This window comes from Shouchella oshimensis, assembly GCF_004375095.1.
Taxonomy (GTDB): domain Bacteria; phylum Bacillota; class Bacilli; order Bacillales; family Bacillaceae_D; genus Shouchella; species Shouchella oshimensis.
Map to the genome: position 1 here is coordinate 226,388 of NZ_SNUX01000001.1, position 13,576 is coordinate 239,963.

A 13,576-nucleotide genomic window follows, 5' to 3' on the forward strand; every position below is an offset into this window, starting at 1 on the left:
TCCTTTTCTTGAGAACGAGCATTCGATCACTCCTGTACTTGCATAGTTTTTTATAGAGGGAGTTCGCGAACCTCTTTCTTTTTTGCTGAACCTTTATTGTACCATTTCAGCCAGCTCATTTGTTTGCAAAACATCATTCTCTCCGTTATTCTACATATAGATCTTCACGAATTTGACAATGAGGTGAACTAATGAGCTTTAATGAAAAAATAGAGAAATATGCTGATCTAGCTGTTCGAGTCGGCATAAATATTCAAAAAGATCAAACATTATATATTCGGACACCGATGCACGCTGCCGCATTTGTACGAGTTGTAGCAAAAAAGGCCTATGAGGCAGGCGCTAAGCACGTACGCGTTGAGTGGAATGATGAGGAACTGACAAAAATTAAATACCAACATGCACCTCAAGAAGCATTCTCAGAATTTCCGCAGTGGCAAGCAGATGTCCTCGTAAAAGAAGCTGAGCATAATGCAGCATTTCTAAGCATTGCTGGGTCCGATCCTGACTTACTAAAAGGAATTGATCCTGAACGCATTGCAGCAGCAAACAAAGCATCCGGTCAAGCTAATAGTACGTTTAGACGATACATTCAATCTGATAAAGTGAGCTGGTCTATTGTTGCCGTACCATCTGAAAAGTGGGCTGAAAAAGTATTCCCTGATAAACAAGGAGAACAAGCGATTGATGCATTGTGGGAGGCTATTTTTGCGGCGACTCGTATTCATGAGCAAGATCCGATAGTAGCATGGCAAGATCATCTTGCTTTATTGGATGAAAAAATGGTTACTTTAAATGAAAAGCGTTTCCATGCTCTTCATTACACGTCTGATAAGACTGACCTCACCATTGAATTGCCACCAACACATATTTGGGCTTCAGGAGGATCAACAAGTAAAGCTGGCGTTGATTTTGTTGCCAATATGCCTACAGAGGAAGTTTTTACAGCGGCTCAAAAAGATGGCGTGAATGGGACGGTAGCAAGTACAAAGCCTCTCAATTACGGCGGAACGTTGATTACGAATTTCACCCTGACCTTTAAAAATGGGCAAGTCGTCGATTTTTCTGCAGAAGAAGGCGAAGAGACTCTTAAGCGCTTATTAGAGACAGACGAAGGATCTCGATCTATTGGTGAGGTAGCGCTTGTCCCCCATCGCTCTCCTATCTCGAATACGAACCTCATTTTTTACAATACGCTGTTTGATGAAAATGCATCTAATCACTTAGCTCTAGGTAGTGCCTATGCGTTTAATATCAAAGGTGGAAAAGATATGAACGAGGAAGAGTTAAACGATGCTGGTATTAATCAAAGTATCACTCATGTCGATTTTATGATGGGATCAGCAGAAATGAATATTGATGGCATTCATCAAGATGGTACAAAAGAAGCCGTATTCCGGAACGGTGAATGGGCTATTTAATGACTTAAAAAGAGTAAAGTCACATATGTGTCTTTACTCTTTTTCATGTTCACACTAGGTAGAGCGAATACCTTTAACAATAAGTTCGCTAATCGCTGATGCCCACTCCTCTTTTGTTTCTGTTTTTCGGGCTTTATTGAGTGAAATAGATTGGAAGATCAGCGTTTCTACAAGATGAGCAGGTACATCCTGACGTATTTCTCCAGATTCAATTCCTTCAGCCACTAACCTGCGAATGTAATCAAACACTTGGTGATGATGAGCCCATAGTTGTTTTAAGACCACTTTAACACGTTCATTTGCTTTCTTTTCAATATGTGGTGTTAAATCGATGGCAAGCAAGATTCGATCGTGCTTCATAAATAGGTAAATGAGTTTTTCTAATTGAACAAAAAACGTCTCTGCTTGAGAGATATGCTTTTGATCATGAACAAACGCTTCCATAATATGTGACATATAAGCCGCTAATAATTCTTCCTTATTTGGATAATATTCGTATATTGTACTTCTGCCTACATCTAATGACATAGCTAATGGTTTAAAATGAAACCCTTCATAGCCTGATTCCGTTAGCAAAGCGTCGGTTGCCGCAAAAATATCTTCTTTATTTAGCTTTCTTTTTGCCATCTACACGCTTTCCTCTCTTTAATAAACAATTCGAAAGCGATGTTCATCTTTTTTCACATCTAATTCTTCAGTTTGTATAGCTGTTATATGCGAAAAATGATTTCCTTGTTTTAAATCAGACATAAACATCGCAAATGCCTTTTTCTCACCTTGCACTTCAACCTGTACATTTCCGTTCGTCAAATTCCGCACTGTTCCAGTCATATTATGACGATGACCAATTTGCTCAACAAACGCGCGAAATCCAACACCTTGAACACGTCCCTCTACGATTAAACCATACCTATCCATACATACTCACCTCAAACGCCTTATTCCCGATTTTCATAAAAGGAAAACATACAAAATAAAATCTAAAGCGCTTCCAATTGTGACTATTTTGTGATACTATAATAAAAAGACACAAATCAGACACAAACTAACGATACGTTCCATACACTTATTTTATAGAAGGAGTGACATCAATGGATATGTTTTTTGCTTATATGTTTGTCGCAAGCGCCACTCCGTTATTTTTATGGCTAGAGCATAGAAAAATTGCGATCAGTAGCATTCCATTTATTTTAATCATGTGGTTGTTAGCCATTGCCTTTTTATTCGAAGGTTTCTTATTCCATATTACTGAATCGACCTTTGTCATTGCCGTGCTTATTAATGTAGTTATTGCTCATGTCGCTGCGCTTATTTTGTACACTTCACCTTTGGTTATAAATAAAGCAAAGCGGCTAACAGGTACATCTGAATAAATACAATAAAAACGGATCTCCCTATAAGGAGATCCGTTTTTTTTTACAAATGACCAGTCATTAAGACAAAGTACGAACCAATTACAATAATGACCGCAATGGCAATAGCAAACACCGTGTGACCAATTTGCCATTTTCCATCCTTTCCTTCTCCAATGTGCATGAACATGAAAAGCTGAACACCCATTTGAATAAAGGCAAAGGCAAAGATAATGATGACTCGCACGCTCCACGCAAGATTTGTTTGCGACATTACCCATACAGCCAGTAACGTTAAAACGATGGATAATGCAAAACCTACAACGTGTTGCCATGGAAACCCGTGATGATTGGAAGCTGATTCATTTTGATTCGCCAATTACATCCACTCCATTCCGAGCAAGTATACCCCAGTAAAGATAATAATCCAGATAACATCTAGAAAATGCCAGTACAAGCTTGCAATAAAGAATTTTGACGTTGTTCGTTTTGTTAGACCACGCATCTTAATTTGAATGGCAAGCACGGCCATCCAACCAACACCAACGGCAACGTGAAGTCCATGTGTTCCTAAAAGAACAAAGAACGTTGACCAATGAGCACTGGCAGATAAAGTCGCACCTTCATGGGCATAGTGTACAAACTCATAAATTTCAAATCCTAAGAATCCAAGTCCTAGTAATAGAGTTAAACCAATCCAGATAAGCATACGATTCACACGACCTGCCCGCATCTCATGAATCGCAATTCCTGCTGTAAAAGAGCTTGTTAAAAGCAGGAAGGTCATCGCTAATACAAGGTTTAAATCAAACAACTCAGCTGACGTAATAGCTGATGCATTCCGATCAACGAGTACGAAATAAGAAGCGAATAGCGTTGAAAATAAAGCAAATTCAGCGCCGATGAAAATCCAAAAACCGAGTATATTGTTTTTTCCTTCAGCCGATTGATATTCAAGGGGCTGATTCGGGTCAATTGATTCATTTGCTGCCATCGGTTACGCCTCCTTCGCTTTTCTTTCAGTTTCTTCAATTTCTTCTACACTTACATAGTAGCCATCGTTGTAGTCAAAAGAACGAATAATCATACAAACGAAGATCGCTACACCACTTAGAATAGCAGGAATCCACCAGCTAAAGACTAAGGCAAATGAAGCAGTAAACATAAAGAATGCCATTACAGGACCAAGCCATGTATGATTCGGCATATGAATTTTTTGATAGTCTGTTGATGCGTTTAAATCAATACCCTTTTCTTTCATATCCCAAAATGCATCTCGCTCCACTACTTCTGGCTGATGCGCAAAGTTATAATGCGGCGGAATCGCAGATGATGTTGCCCACTCAAGTGTACGCCCATCCCAAGGATCTCCTGTTGTATCACGCTTTTCATAGCGCCAGCTGTAGTAAATGTTGTACACGAATAGCGCGAAGGCTGCTGCCATCATAAACGCACCTAATGTTGAAATTAAGTTTAATGAGAACCAACCGTCTCCTTCTAAATACGTGTAAATTCGACGAGGCATCCCATCTAAACCTAAGAAATACTGCGGGAAGAAACAAACGTTAAACCCAATCATGAAAATCCAAAATACCCATTTCCCAATACGCTCGTTCATACGATGACCAAACATCTTAGGATACCAGTAAATTAACCCTGCGAAACAAGCAAAAACCGTTGCAGCAATTAATACATAGTGGAAATGTGATACTAGGAAGTACGTATTGTGATATTGGTAGTCAGCCGCTGCCATCGCAAGCATAACACCTGTCACACCACCAATAACAAAGTTTGGAATGAATCCTAATGACCAAAGCATTGGTGTCGTAAAACGAATTTTCCCTTTGTGCAGTGTGAAAAGCCAGTTAAAGATTTTTACCCCTGTTGGTACAGAAATTGCCATCGTTGTAATGGAGAAGAATGAGTTGACAGCCGCACTATTCCCCATGGTAAAGAAGTGGTGAACCCATACTAGGAAGCTCAAACCAGAGATGACAACAATGGATGCAACCATTGCATTGTAGCCAAACAGCTTTTTGCGGGCAAATGTTGAAATAATTTCTGAAAAAATACCGAATGCCGGTAACGCAACAATATAAACTTCAGGGTGACCCCAAATCCAGAATAAGTTCGCCCATAGCATATCTAACCCTTCACCTTGTAGGGTGAAGAAGTGAGTGCCAAATAATAAATCAAATGTCATCATAGCTAAAGCAACTGTTAAAACAGGGAATGCTAGCACGATGATTAATGATGTGATAAATACTGTCCACGTAAACATTGGCATTTTCATTAACGACATGCCTTTTGTACGCATACGCAGAATCGTAACAATAAAGTTAATTCCTGTTGCAAGGGTACCAATACCTGACAGCTGTATACCAAGTGCATAATAATTTTGTCCTACACCTGGACTAAAATCGTTTGATGCAAGTGGAAAGTAAGATGTCCACCCTGCTGACGGTGAACCACCGATAACAAAAGAAATATTGAAAAGTGCCATTCCGAAAAAGAATGTCCAGAAACTTAAGTTGTTTAAAAATGGAAAAGCTAAATCTCTAGCTCCAATTTGCAAAGGAACAACGACATTCATTAAACCAATTAAAAACGGCATTGCCATAAAGATGATCATAATTGTGCCGTGTGTCGTAAAAATCTCGTTATAGTGCTGAGAACTTAAGAAATCTAGTTCTGGTGCTGCTAATTGGGTACGCATCATCATGGCATCAACGCCACCTCTGAAGAGCATGAGTAGCGCACAGGCAATGTACATAATCCCAATTTTTTTGTGGTCAACCGTTGTGATCCAATCTGTCCACAACATCTTCCATTTTTTAAAATATGTGAGGGCAATTACAGCGATTATACTAGTAAGCGCGATAGAGATTTGCGCAGCTAGGATAAACGGGTCGCCCGTTACAATAAATTCATCCCACCTCAACGGTATATCCCCTCTCTTGCGCTCGATTCATCTTATTCATCATCCAACTCCACTTCATACGTTTTATCTGTGTTAATTGGCTGAGATAAGACTGGCAAATCAAATGCTTTCCCCTCTCTGGAATGAGGGCTATGCGCTTCATAACCAAGCTCTGCTCGTTTTTCTAATGAATATGTCGCATCATAAGCATGATTGACAAACTCAAGGTGTGTTGAAGAGAAGGTCATTTCTTCTGCATGACCTGGAACCATCAAATGTACGTATTCATCTTCGGATAAAGAAGGTGCGTTTTCTTGAGTGTCTTCAACCCACTCATTAAAGGCATCATCTGTCTGTGCATTTACAGTGAAGCGCTGTTCCGCAAATCCTTCACCAGTAAAGTTTGCGTTTCGTCCTTCGTATTGACCAACTTCTGTTGCTGCCAAGAATAATTCGGTTTCCATTCCTGACATGCTATACTTCTGGCCTCCCAGTTGTGGAACCCAAAACGACGCCATTGAATCAGCAGACGTCAGTTTAAACAGAACGGGTCTGTCAACTGGAATATTAATATAATTGATGGTTTCAATTCCTTCTTCTGGATAGCTAAAAATCCACTTCCAGTTCGCACTTGTTGCATGAATGACAAGCGGTTCTTGCTGTGCATCGACCTCTTCTATTTCAGGAGCTTCCTCCAAGCTATAAATGGTAATGACAGTTGGAATCGATAAAATTGTAACAATAACAATTGGAATAATGGTCCAGACAAATTCAAGTTTGTGACTACCTTCAATTGAAGGATCATAGTTGTCGTTATTTCCACGATCACGGTATTTTACTAACATGATCGTTAATAGAACAAATACAACTAAAACAATAAAGATCATAAACCAAATTGATAGCCAGATTAAATTACTTTGTTGCGCTGCGACTGGCCCTTGTGGATCAAGTACCGTTAAACTTCCACAGCCACTTAGAAAGACAGCGACCATCGCAAGTGAAATCCATTTAAAAATAGAGGATGGCATACCCAATAAAATCACCTTTCTTTTGGCATAATAAAATCATTGCGCGCTAACTATGTGAAACAATGAACGTGCAACTTTGATGCTTCCATCCTACCACTTTCCAATCAAGAATGGGGGAAATAACTGCTTCTGATCCGAAATTATCATAAATTAGACAAAAAAAAGTTACGAAGCAGACACATCTTTGCCAAGACTTTCTTGTTAGCGCAATCATGAAATACCCTTAATTGGTGAATAGTAAACACAAGGAGGTGCTTTTGATGACAGAAGCTTATTTATGTCCAAAGTGCAAAACAAATCGTACGCGGTTTCATCAAATTAGCCAAGACGCGATCCCCGTTAAACTCGACCCACGTAATGGTGAAATTATTGAAACCTATAATGAACAGCAGCTAACCCCTATCCATATGCATTATAACGGACCAACAATCCGTATACAGTGCGGGGCTTGTGGCTTAAATGAAGCAGAAGATACCTTTATTGCTTTCGCTAAAAATAGTCCCCTTTCATGATAAAAACAGACTTTGGCATAGGCCAAAGTCTGTTTTTACGTAAGTAGCTATTTAATCAATTGAACTATTTTTTGCCAAAGAAGATACACACTCATTCCATAGGCTTCCACCTCATCTTGAACAGTATCGCCTTCATCTAGTTCTTTTACATAAAATGGTTGTTTTTGACTCGTTTCATCTGTTTCAAATGAACGATTGAAAAAGTGTGCGACATAGGACAATGCATAATCCGCTCTCCCCATCACTTCATAAAACGAAAGAAAACCGTGCATCGTCCCGTTAAAACGCACCGCCTCAACATCATTTCCTGCATGATACAGCTTCTCTGCAAATGCTTCTCCTTCGTCTCTTAACGGGTCAAATTCTGCCGTTACAACTAAAGACGTTGGAAAGTCACGTAACGCATCACTTAATAGTGGTGAAACATATGGATTTATCCAGTCATCTTGATTGGGTGTGTAAGCAGCACGAGCTCGTTCCATAACTGACCGAGATAAAAAATAATAGCCACTGGAATAAGCGTCTCTTGAAGGAAAAGGAGTATCTTCAAATGTTGTTAACGGATATAAGAACGCACTACTCTTCAAAGAATAACCTGCTTCATTTGCTTTCATTATAACAGCAGCAGCAATATTTCCACCAGCGCTATCACCAGCAACTGCTATGTTCTCTGTATCTGCATCTAGTTCTTTTGCTTCATCATATACCCATTTTAGAGCATCAAAGCTATCATGAATGGCTGTAGGAAACGAATAGTTCGGTGCCAATCGATAGTTCGGTGCAACAATAATGGCGTTCGTACGATTTGCTAAAGCACGAAGAATATTATCATGGGTATCGACATTCCCATATCCTTCCATAAATGCACCGCCGTGAAAGTATAGGATAACCGGATGAGGCCCTGATTGTGTTGGTGTATACAAGCGCATCGCAATCGGTTCTCCATCCCTTGTTTCCAATATAAGGTCGGCTCGTTTAATCGTTGGCGCAACAGGATTTACGAAAAAAGAAGGTGTCGACAATCCTTCTGGAAGAAGCTGTTCATTCACTGCATGTAAAATGACACCGGTTTTTAACGGAACCTTGCCTGCCTCTGTATAGCGCCAAGTCTGTGCAATAACCATTACTATAAGTAACAAGACAATGATCGCTAGTGATAACCATCCGATGCTAAAGACGACTTTTTGTTTTCGAGTCATGGTTTTAACAGTCTCCTTACCAGTAAATAAACGAAACCCTCTTTATCCCTGCTTCCAGTGAGATTGAATAAACGTGTCTCTCCCACTCTCGTTGCGATCTTGTTTATAATGGTTCGGCTGTTTCTTGTAAAAGTCTTGGTGGTCGTCTTCAGCTACATAAAACGTCGATGCTGGTAAGACTTCTGTTACAATCGGTTTTTTAAAGCGATTACTTTCTTGAAGCTTCTTTTTTGTTTCTTCTGCTTTTATTCGTTGGTTCTCATTTTCATAGAAAATTGCCGTTCGATACTGACTACCTCGATCATGAAATTGACCACCATCATCAGTCGGATCAATTTGAGGCCAATACAAGTCTAATAATTGGTCATATGAAAACGTTTCGGAATCAAACGTAATTTGTACAACCTCAAAATGTCCTGTTTCTCCTGTTTTCACTTGCTCATAGGTTGGATGATCAACGGTTCCTCCCATATACCCTGATAAGATCGACTGTATCCCAGGTAATTCATCAAACGGTTGAACCATGCACCAAAAACAACCGCCTGCAAATGTCGCTTTCTCTCGTTTCATTCCTCTTTCCCCTCCATAATGCTTTCTCTTAACGAAAGTAGCGCTTTTTCTTTCGCTTTTGCTTCAATCATGACATCCGCATCCGTTCCGTCAAGTACACGGACAAGTAAGTCATAATCCTCTCTTCGAATATAATCGGTGTGTCTTGGGTCTGCCTCACCAGAGCGACCGGAGCTAATGTGAAGTTTAGGCTTCATTGACCACGTTTCACACACGTGCTTAAACAGCTTTTTAAGTTCAGTTTCTTTCGTATGGAAGCATCTCTCATGATGAATATCAAACACAACGGTGACACCACACTGTTCGTGAATGTCAAGTACGTCTCTTGTGTGAAACGTCTTATCATCGTTTTCCAATCGAATTTTCATTTTCACAGCATCAGGCAATTGTTTATAACTTTTCGCAAATGTCGCTTTTGCTTTTTCCTTGTCCCCATATGCACCACCAGTATGGATAATAATATCGGTTCCTCCTACAAGGCTTAAGAAACGCTCATGGTAAAGTAAATCATTTACTGCATTTGTTACGACTTGCTCCTTTGGTGAGTTCAGGACGGTATACTGTCCTGGGTGCATGGAAAAACGCATACCGCCTTGCTTACCTATTTTTTTGATTCCCTCTAAACGCTGCAAAACGTCTTTATCTTTATCCCAAGCCCAGTCCATTTCAGGGTGTGTTGCAAACGGAATAATCTCACTAGATAAACGGAAAAAAGTAATGTGATTGGCTTCATTCCAGTTGACCATTTCTTGAACTAAATCCAAATTGTGCATCGTTAATTCTTTAATTTTAGCCATGCCTTCGTTTCTCATTGTTTGCAAACGACACGTTCGCATTTTAGTTTCAAGGGTTAGGTTCAAACACGCATAACCAAATCTCATTTAAGCTACTCCTTTAAAAGCTTGCTTTACGCCTCATCGTAAACAAACTCAATTTCATCATGTTTTCTGCTATATTTTATTTTTACCGAGTGATCATTAAAATACCATAGATCTTGCTCCTCAACAAAAAACAAAAAGCCATCAACTTCTTTTTGCAACATCGGTTCTACAGGTTCCGTTTGACTCATCCCAAGTGAAAAGCCACTTTGCAACGAACCACAGCCACCGTAGCGCCCGTACAAGCGAATGGGAATTAATGATGTATCTTCTCCAAATTCTTCCTTAAACCAATTGATTGCTGGTTTTGTTACTTCTACGTTCATCATCTCACTCACTCCTTATGTAGCTCCCATTTTACCAGTAAATATAGAGACCATACAAATATCTTGTTCATTTGTGTCTTTAAGCCATTTTTGTTTCCCTAACGCAACTTTAGTTGTTCTTGTGCATAGTATAGCAAAAAGGAGACAACAAGATGCTTAAACAAAATACAACCGCCTATGTTTATTTATTTTCAAAATTAAAACTACTAACAAAAAAACAAGTAGAAGACTACAAAAAACAGATGTCAAAAGATGACTAGTTCTAAGCCCACTCTTCCATCCCAATAAAAAGACTTATCGATCATACGAGCTACCGCATGATGATAAGTCTTTTTATTGATGAACTAAGTATGTATCCAGTGTGCGTAGCAATTGCTTAATATCTGGTTTTTGAACATGCTCATTAATTCCTACTTGCTTCCCTTTCTGCAACATTACATGTGCATGTAAAGAGGAGAACGAAATGATCGGTAAAGCTAAAGGCACGTTCCTCACTTTTTTTGTGAAATCAAATCCATTTAATAGCGGTACGTCAATATCAGTGATACATAAATCAACTGTTTCTTCCTGTTCCTCAACATACTGCCACGCTTCTTCCCCATTAGCAAAGATCGTGATTTGCTCATAGCCAGCATCTCGAAGTGCTTCAGAAATAATTAGCTGCATGGTTGGTGAATCTTCAATAAGTACTAACGAAAAACGTGATCGCTCGGACTGGTACTCTTCAATAAAATCTTCTTCAAAATGAGTAGGATGAATAACATGAATAACTTGCTCCACATCGAAGAGATACAAGATATGTTCTTCATTAAATGTTACAACACTTGATACAAATGCATCTTTCTCCTGGGATAATGCATCTGGAATATGCATGTCCTTTGATTGAATTCGTTCAATCTTTGATACATCTGTTGCTTTTAAAGCAAACGTTTTGTCTCCATGTTCAATGATAATAAAATACTTAGCTGACTCCTCTTCTATTTGAAGAAGCTGATACGTATTTAATACAGGAACAGCTTGATCCCGTAGACGGATAATTCCCTCAACCATCGTGTTTTGATTTGGCGACATATGGATAGTCATTGGTCGTATAATTTCTTTCACTTTTAACACATTTAACCCATACCACTGGTTATTTAAAAGGAAGACAAGAATTTCTTGATCATATCTATTTTCTTGGGTTGTAAAAATTGGTTGTGCCACGGTATTCAGCCTCCGTACTCATATAGTCATCTCTGTTTTATATCGGTTGCTAGGCTGAAAGTGTTTAGCACATGCTCACGCTTTCCGTTATTTTCGTGAACCAACTGCAAGAGGGTCAATTTTACAAACCATTTTTTGATAAAAATTCCGATAAAAAAAACCCTCTAGCTCATGATCACTATAGTACCGGCTTAATTGTTCCAGCAATGCCGGATACTTGCTTGCATTTTCAAGTCCCTTTACATGGGAATGAATGCCATCAAAATCCGAACCAAAACCAATATGAGCAATACCACCTAAACTACCAATGTGATCAATATGAGTTAGTAAGTCTTTCATCGTTGCCCCCTTTTCATCCTTTACAAACTTCGGGAAGAAAACTAAACCAATGAAACAATCTTTCTTAATCAGTGCTGTGAGTTGCTCGTCCCGCAAATTACGATCATGTGGACAGCGTGCATAGCTATTCGAATGGCTTGCCATTGTTAAGTGAGAAAGATCCATAACATCCCAGAATGCTTGGATACTTAAATGCGAGACATCGTTTAATACTTGATAACGATTGTTGAGTGCTATGACTTCTTCTCCATACCGGGTTAGTCCAGCCCCTCTCTTCTCCCCAATTCCATCGGCACATGCATTTACTCCGTTCCAAGTCAGCCCAATAGAAAGGACACCTTGTTCGTAGAGCCAATGCAATTTGCCTAGGTCATGGCCAACTGCGTCCATTCCTTCAAGAGCGAGAACAGCCCCAATCTCTCCTTCTTTTAAATGCTCCATGTCTCTTAAAGAACGAAGATGAACCATCTGAGGTACCATTAAGACTCGTTCATAGAAATGATTAATTTGCTGTTGAACAACGGAAAATTTATTTTCTTCTGACACTTCTTCTGGCACCCATATGGCAAAAAATTGCACCTTCACTTGCCCAGCTTTCAATCGTGTAAAGCTTGTGTCCAGTTCGCCATTAAGAAATGAAAGAGATGGGCGTTTCCAAAGCTTTAACAGGGCATCACAGTGAGCATCAACTACATTCATCGTTTCACCTTTCCCTTTCTTACACATATGATAAACCATCTGACTCGTTGTTAGGCTTTTAGGAGGGTTATCTATGAAAAACTTGTTTTTAAGAGATCGACAGCAACCAAATTTATTAGGCTCTATTGATCAATTCTTCCAACACACGTTAAGCCATTTACCACGATCTTTTACAGAAAAGATTATTCCCGTAAAAATAGAAGAATCAGCCGGCACTTTCACCATTATTGCTGATTTGCCTGGCATTGAAAAAAAGGCCATCCATCTGCGTAGCCATTATCAGTCGCTTATGATTACTATTGAAGAGAAAGAACAAATGGCGACTTTAGATGAAAAGGGGCAAACACTGTCTGAGCAACAATCCGTTTCCATTCGAGAGCGAAGTGTTCCAATACCTTTTTCCTTTAGCGAAACGGATATCCATGCTCACTATACTAACGGTCAACTGATCATCACGATAAAAAAGAATGAAAAACCTATTCTCATTGATTAAAGGAGGAAAAAGAATGTTCCAGCAAAGACGCCACTCACATGACATGATGCAACCACCACGCGCCCAGGTAAGAAGAGGTAGACCACCTCAACATCAGCCGAGATACAATGATGTTCAGCAATTTCATCCTTCACAATGGCAAGGACAGCAACCGAAAAAAAGAAGTGCATGGTCAGCACCATTCACTAATTCAGAGGGACGATTTGATATTTCGAGAACTGCTTCTTCAGTTGACCAATTTGTTAAAACGTTTCAACAAGTGACACCCATTGTATCGAAAGTCGGTCGCTTTTTTAAACCATAGAGGTAGGGATCTCCCTACCTTTATGGTCATTGACGTTTAACCTTTTGAGCATAGGCAAGTGTACCTCTAGGTGCGAGTAACTTTAGTCCTTGAGCATGAACAAAATCAATTTTAATAGACTTCCCAATTTCCTCTTCAGCCTTTGCATCATATAGGAATGTTATTCCGTCTAGTTCTTTTTTTTGATCTCCCTCCTGTTCGGTGCCTTCTTGCAAATAAAACTCAATCATCGTACTGCATTCATACGTATCGCGAGCAACCACTCGAATTGTAGAGAATTGCTTCTCTTTTAAGTGGGCTACTGCTTCAGACGTTACGTTAATTTCCATTTT

General features: G+C 39.4%; 18 protein-coding genes and 1 riboswitch. Of the genes, 5 read left to right on the forward strand and 13 right to left on the reverse strand.

Translation table 11 applies throughout. The features are described from left to right. Window positions 1-36: 36 nt before the first annotated feature. Window positions 37-80, reverse strand: a riboswitch (PreQ1 riboswitch). A gap of 111 nt (window positions 81-191) precedes the next feature. Further along, window positions 192-1,421 carry an aminopeptidase gene (locus E2L03_RS01165; RefSeq protein ID WP_124742179.1) on the forward strand — a complete coding sequence of 410 codons (1,230 nt, stop codon included), beginning with the start codon at window positions 192-194 and terminating at the stop codon, window positions 1,419-1,421. Window positions 1,422-1,475: 54 nt separating this feature from the next. Here the strand turns inward: E2L03_RS01165 and E2L03_RS01170 are convergent, their stop codons facing one another. Continuing rightward, on the reverse strand, window positions 1,476-2,048 hold the full coding sequence (locus E2L03_RS01170; RefSeq protein ID WP_038480457.1) for a TetR/AcrR family transcriptional regulator: 573 nt from the start codon (window positions 2,046-2,048) through the stop codon (window positions 1,476-1,478). An 18-nt stretch (window positions 2,049-2,066) separates the two neighbouring features. Continuing rightward, on the reverse strand, window positions 2,067-2,339 hold the full coding sequence (locus E2L03_RS01175) for an acylphosphatase (protein WP_134258457.1): 273 nt from the start codon (window positions 2,337-2,339) through the stop codon (window positions 2,067-2,069). A gap of 173 nt (window positions 2,340-2,512) precedes the next feature. Here E2L03_RS01175 and E2L03_RS01180 point away from each other — a divergent pair, with 173 nt between their 5' ends. Next, the gene (locus tag E2L03_RS01180; protein WP_038480463.1) at window positions 2,513-2,794 is read left to right on the forward strand and encodes a spore morphogenesis/germination protein YwcE; all 282 of its coding nucleotides are present in this window, start codon (window positions 2,513-2,515) and stop codon (window positions 2,792-2,794) included. Window positions 2,795-2,837: 43 nt separating this feature from the next. On the opposite strand, the gene qoxD is transcribed toward E2L03_RS01180, so the two are convergent. The 4 genes from qoxD to qoxA are packed head-to-tail and all read right to left on the reverse strand — an operon-like array spanning window position 2,838 to window position 6,721. Beyond that, window positions 2,838-3,152 carry a cytochrome aa3 quinol oxidase subunit IV gene (qoxD, locus tag E2L03_RS01185; RefSeq protein WP_038480466.1) on the reverse strand — a complete coding sequence of 105 codons (315 nt, stop codon included), beginning with the start codon at window positions 3,150-3,152 and terminating at the stop codon, window positions 2,838-2,840. Beyond that, entirely contained in the window at window positions 3,153-3,767 is a 615-nt protein-coding gene (gene qoxC, locus E2L03_RS01190) for a cytochrome aa3 quinol oxidase subunit III (RefSeq protein ID WP_134258458.1), read from the reverse strand. 3 nt (window positions 3,768-3,770) lie between these two features. Further along, complete coding sequence (gene qoxB, locus E2L03_RS01195; protein WP_095150352.1) at window positions 3,771-5,720, reverse strand: cytochrome aa3 quinol oxidase subunit I; 1,950 nt, start codon at window positions 5,718-5,720, stop codon at window positions 3,771-3,773. Between the two features lie 26 nt (window positions 5,721-5,746). Next, window positions 5,747-6,721 carry a cytochrome aa3 quinol oxidase subunit II gene (gene qoxA / locus E2L03_RS01200; RefSeq protein ID WP_095150353.1) on the reverse strand — a complete coding sequence of 325 codons (975 nt, stop codon included), beginning with the start codon at window positions 6,719-6,721 and terminating at the stop codon, window positions 5,747-5,749. A gap of 260 nt (window positions 6,722-6,981) precedes the next feature. On the opposite strand from qoxA, the gene E2L03_RS01205 reads away from it, so the two are divergent. Continuing rightward, window positions 6,982-7,233 (forward strand): hypothetical protein, encoded by a 252-nt coding sequence (locus tag E2L03_RS01205; protein ID WP_038480476.1) that lies wholly within the window; start codon window positions 6,982-6,984, stop codon window positions 7,231-7,233. Between the two features lie 47 nt (window positions 7,234-7,280). On the opposite strand, the gene E2L03_RS01210 is transcribed toward E2L03_RS01205, so the two are convergent. The 6 genes from E2L03_RS01210 to E2L03_RS01235 form a co-directional block, all read right to left on the reverse strand. Beyond that, entirely contained in the window at window positions 7,281-8,432 is a 1,152-nt protein-coding gene (locus E2L03_RS01210; RefSeq protein ID WP_038480479.1) for an alpha/beta hydrolase, read from the reverse strand. A 42-nt stretch (window positions 8,433-8,474) separates the two neighbouring features. Then, the gene (gene msrA, locus E2L03_RS01215; RefSeq protein ID WP_038480482.1) at window positions 8,475-9,002 is read right to left on the reverse strand and encodes a peptide-methionine (S)-S-oxide reductase MsrA; all 528 of its coding nucleotides are present in this window, start codon (window positions 9,000-9,002) and stop codon (window positions 8,475-8,477) included. Next, on the reverse strand, window positions 8,999-9,883 hold the full coding sequence (uvsE, locus tag E2L03_RS01220; RefSeq protein ID WP_038480485.1) for a UV DNA damage repair endonuclease UvsE: 885 nt from the start codon (window positions 9,881-9,883) through the stop codon (window positions 8,999-9,001). Before uvsE ends, msrA begins: the two co-directional genes overlap by 4 nt. A gap of 26 nt (window positions 9,884-9,909) precedes the next feature. After that, window positions 9,910-10,209, reverse strand: coding sequence for a HesB/YadR/YfhF family protein (locus E2L03_RS01225; protein ID WP_236702480.1), 300 nt, complete (start codon window positions 10,207-10,209; stop codon window positions 9,910-9,912). Between the two features lie 330 nt (window positions 10,210-10,539). Next, on the reverse strand, window positions 10,540-11,409 hold the full coding sequence (locus E2L03_RS01230) for a chemotaxis protein CheV (protein ID WP_095150356.1): 870 nt from the start codon (window positions 11,407-11,409) through the stop codon (window positions 10,540-10,542). Between the two features lie 87 nt (window positions 11,410-11,496). Further along, window positions 11,497-12,447 carry a dipeptidase gene (locus E2L03_RS01235; protein ID WP_134258459.1) on the reverse strand — a complete coding sequence of 317 codons (951 nt, stop codon included), beginning with the start codon at window positions 12,445-12,447 and terminating at the stop codon, window positions 11,497-11,499. A gap of 73 nt (window positions 12,448-12,520) precedes the next feature. Here E2L03_RS01235 and E2L03_RS01240 point away from each other — a divergent pair, with 73 nt between their 5' ends. Both E2L03_RS01240 and E2L03_RS01245 read left to right on the forward strand, forming a co-directional pair. After that, complete coding sequence (locus E2L03_RS01240) at window positions 12,521-12,940, forward strand: Hsp20/alpha crystallin family protein (RefSeq protein WP_134258460.1); 420 nt, start codon at window positions 12,521-12,523, stop codon at window positions 12,938-12,940. A 13-nt stretch (window positions 12,941-12,953) separates the two neighbouring features. Further along, window positions 12,954-13,244 (forward strand): YppG family protein, encoded by a 291-nt coding sequence (locus tag E2L03_RS01245; protein WP_166740163.1) that lies wholly within the window; start codon window positions 12,954-12,956, stop codon window positions 13,242-13,244. Window positions 13,245-13,270: 26 nt separating this feature from the next. On the opposite strand, the gene E2L03_RS01250 is transcribed toward E2L03_RS01245, so the two are convergent. Continuing rightward, window positions 13,271-13,573: an iron-sulfur cluster biosynthesis family protein gene (locus E2L03_RS01250; protein ID WP_134258462.1), complete on the reverse strand. Its 303-nt coding sequence runs from the start codon at window positions 13,571-13,573 to the stop codon at window positions 13,271-13,273. Between the last annotated feature and the right edge of the window lie 3 nt (window positions 13,574-13,576).

Bases quoted from the DNA above. Each gene is read 5' to 3' on its own strand.
- E2L03_RS01205 (WP_038480476.1), top strand. From the start codon at position 6,982: ATGACAGAAGCTTATTTATGTCCAAAGTGCAAAACAAATCGTACGCGG.
- E2L03_RS01165 (WP_124742179.1), top strand. From the start codon at position 192: ATGAGCTTTAATGAAAAAATAGAGAAATATGCTGATCTAGCTGTTCGA.
- E2L03_RS01175 (WP_134258457.1), bottom strand. From the start codon at position 2,339: ATGGATAGGTATGGTTTAATCGTAGAGGGACGTGTTCAAGGTGTTGGA.
- E2L03_RS01225 (WP_236702480.1), bottom strand. From the start codon at position 10,209: ATGATGAACGTAGAAGTAACAAAACCAGCAATCAATTGGTTTAAGGAA.
- msrA (WP_038480482.1), bottom strand. From the start codon at position 9,002: ATGAAACGAGAGAAAGCGACATTTGCAGGCGGTTGTTTTTGGTGCATG.
- E2L03_RS01180 (WP_038480463.1), top strand. From the start codon at position 2,513: ATGGATATGTTTTTTGCTTATATGTTTGTCGCAAGCGCCACTCCGTTA.
- qoxA (WP_095150353.1), bottom strand. From the start codon at position 6,721: ATGCCATCCTCTATTTTTAAATGGATTTCACTTGCGATGGTCGCTGTC.
- uvsE (WP_038480485.1), bottom strand. From the start codon at position 9,883: ATGAGATTTGGTTATGCGTGTTTGAACCTAACCCTTGAAACTAAAATG.
- E2L03_RS01240 (WP_134258460.1), top strand. From the start codon at position 12,521: ATGAAAAACTTGTTTTTAAGAGATCGACAGCAACCAAATTTATTAGGC.
- E2L03_RS01245 (WP_166740163.1), top strand. From the start codon at position 12,954: ATGTTCCAGCAAAGACGCCACTCACATGACATGATGCAACCACCACGC.
- qoxC (WP_134258458.1), bottom strand. From the start codon at position 3,767: ATGGCAGCAAATGAATCAATTGACCCGAATCAGCCCCTTGAATATCAA.
- E2L03_RS01235 (WP_134258459.1), bottom strand. From the start codon at position 12,447: ATGAATGTAGTTGATGCTCACTGTGATGCCCTGTTAAAGCTTTGGAAA.
- E2L03_RS01210 (WP_038480479.1), bottom strand. From the start codon at position 8,432: ATGACTCGAAAACAAAAAGTCGTCTTTAGCATCGGATGGTTATCACTA.
- E2L03_RS01250 (WP_134258462.1), bottom strand. From the start codon at position 13,573: ATGGAAATTAACGTAACGTCTGAAGCAGTAGCCCACTTAAAAGAGAAG.
- E2L03_RS01170 (WP_038480457.1), bottom strand. From the start codon at position 2,048: ATGGCAAAAAGAAAGCTAAATAAAGAAGATATTTTTGCGGCAACCGAC.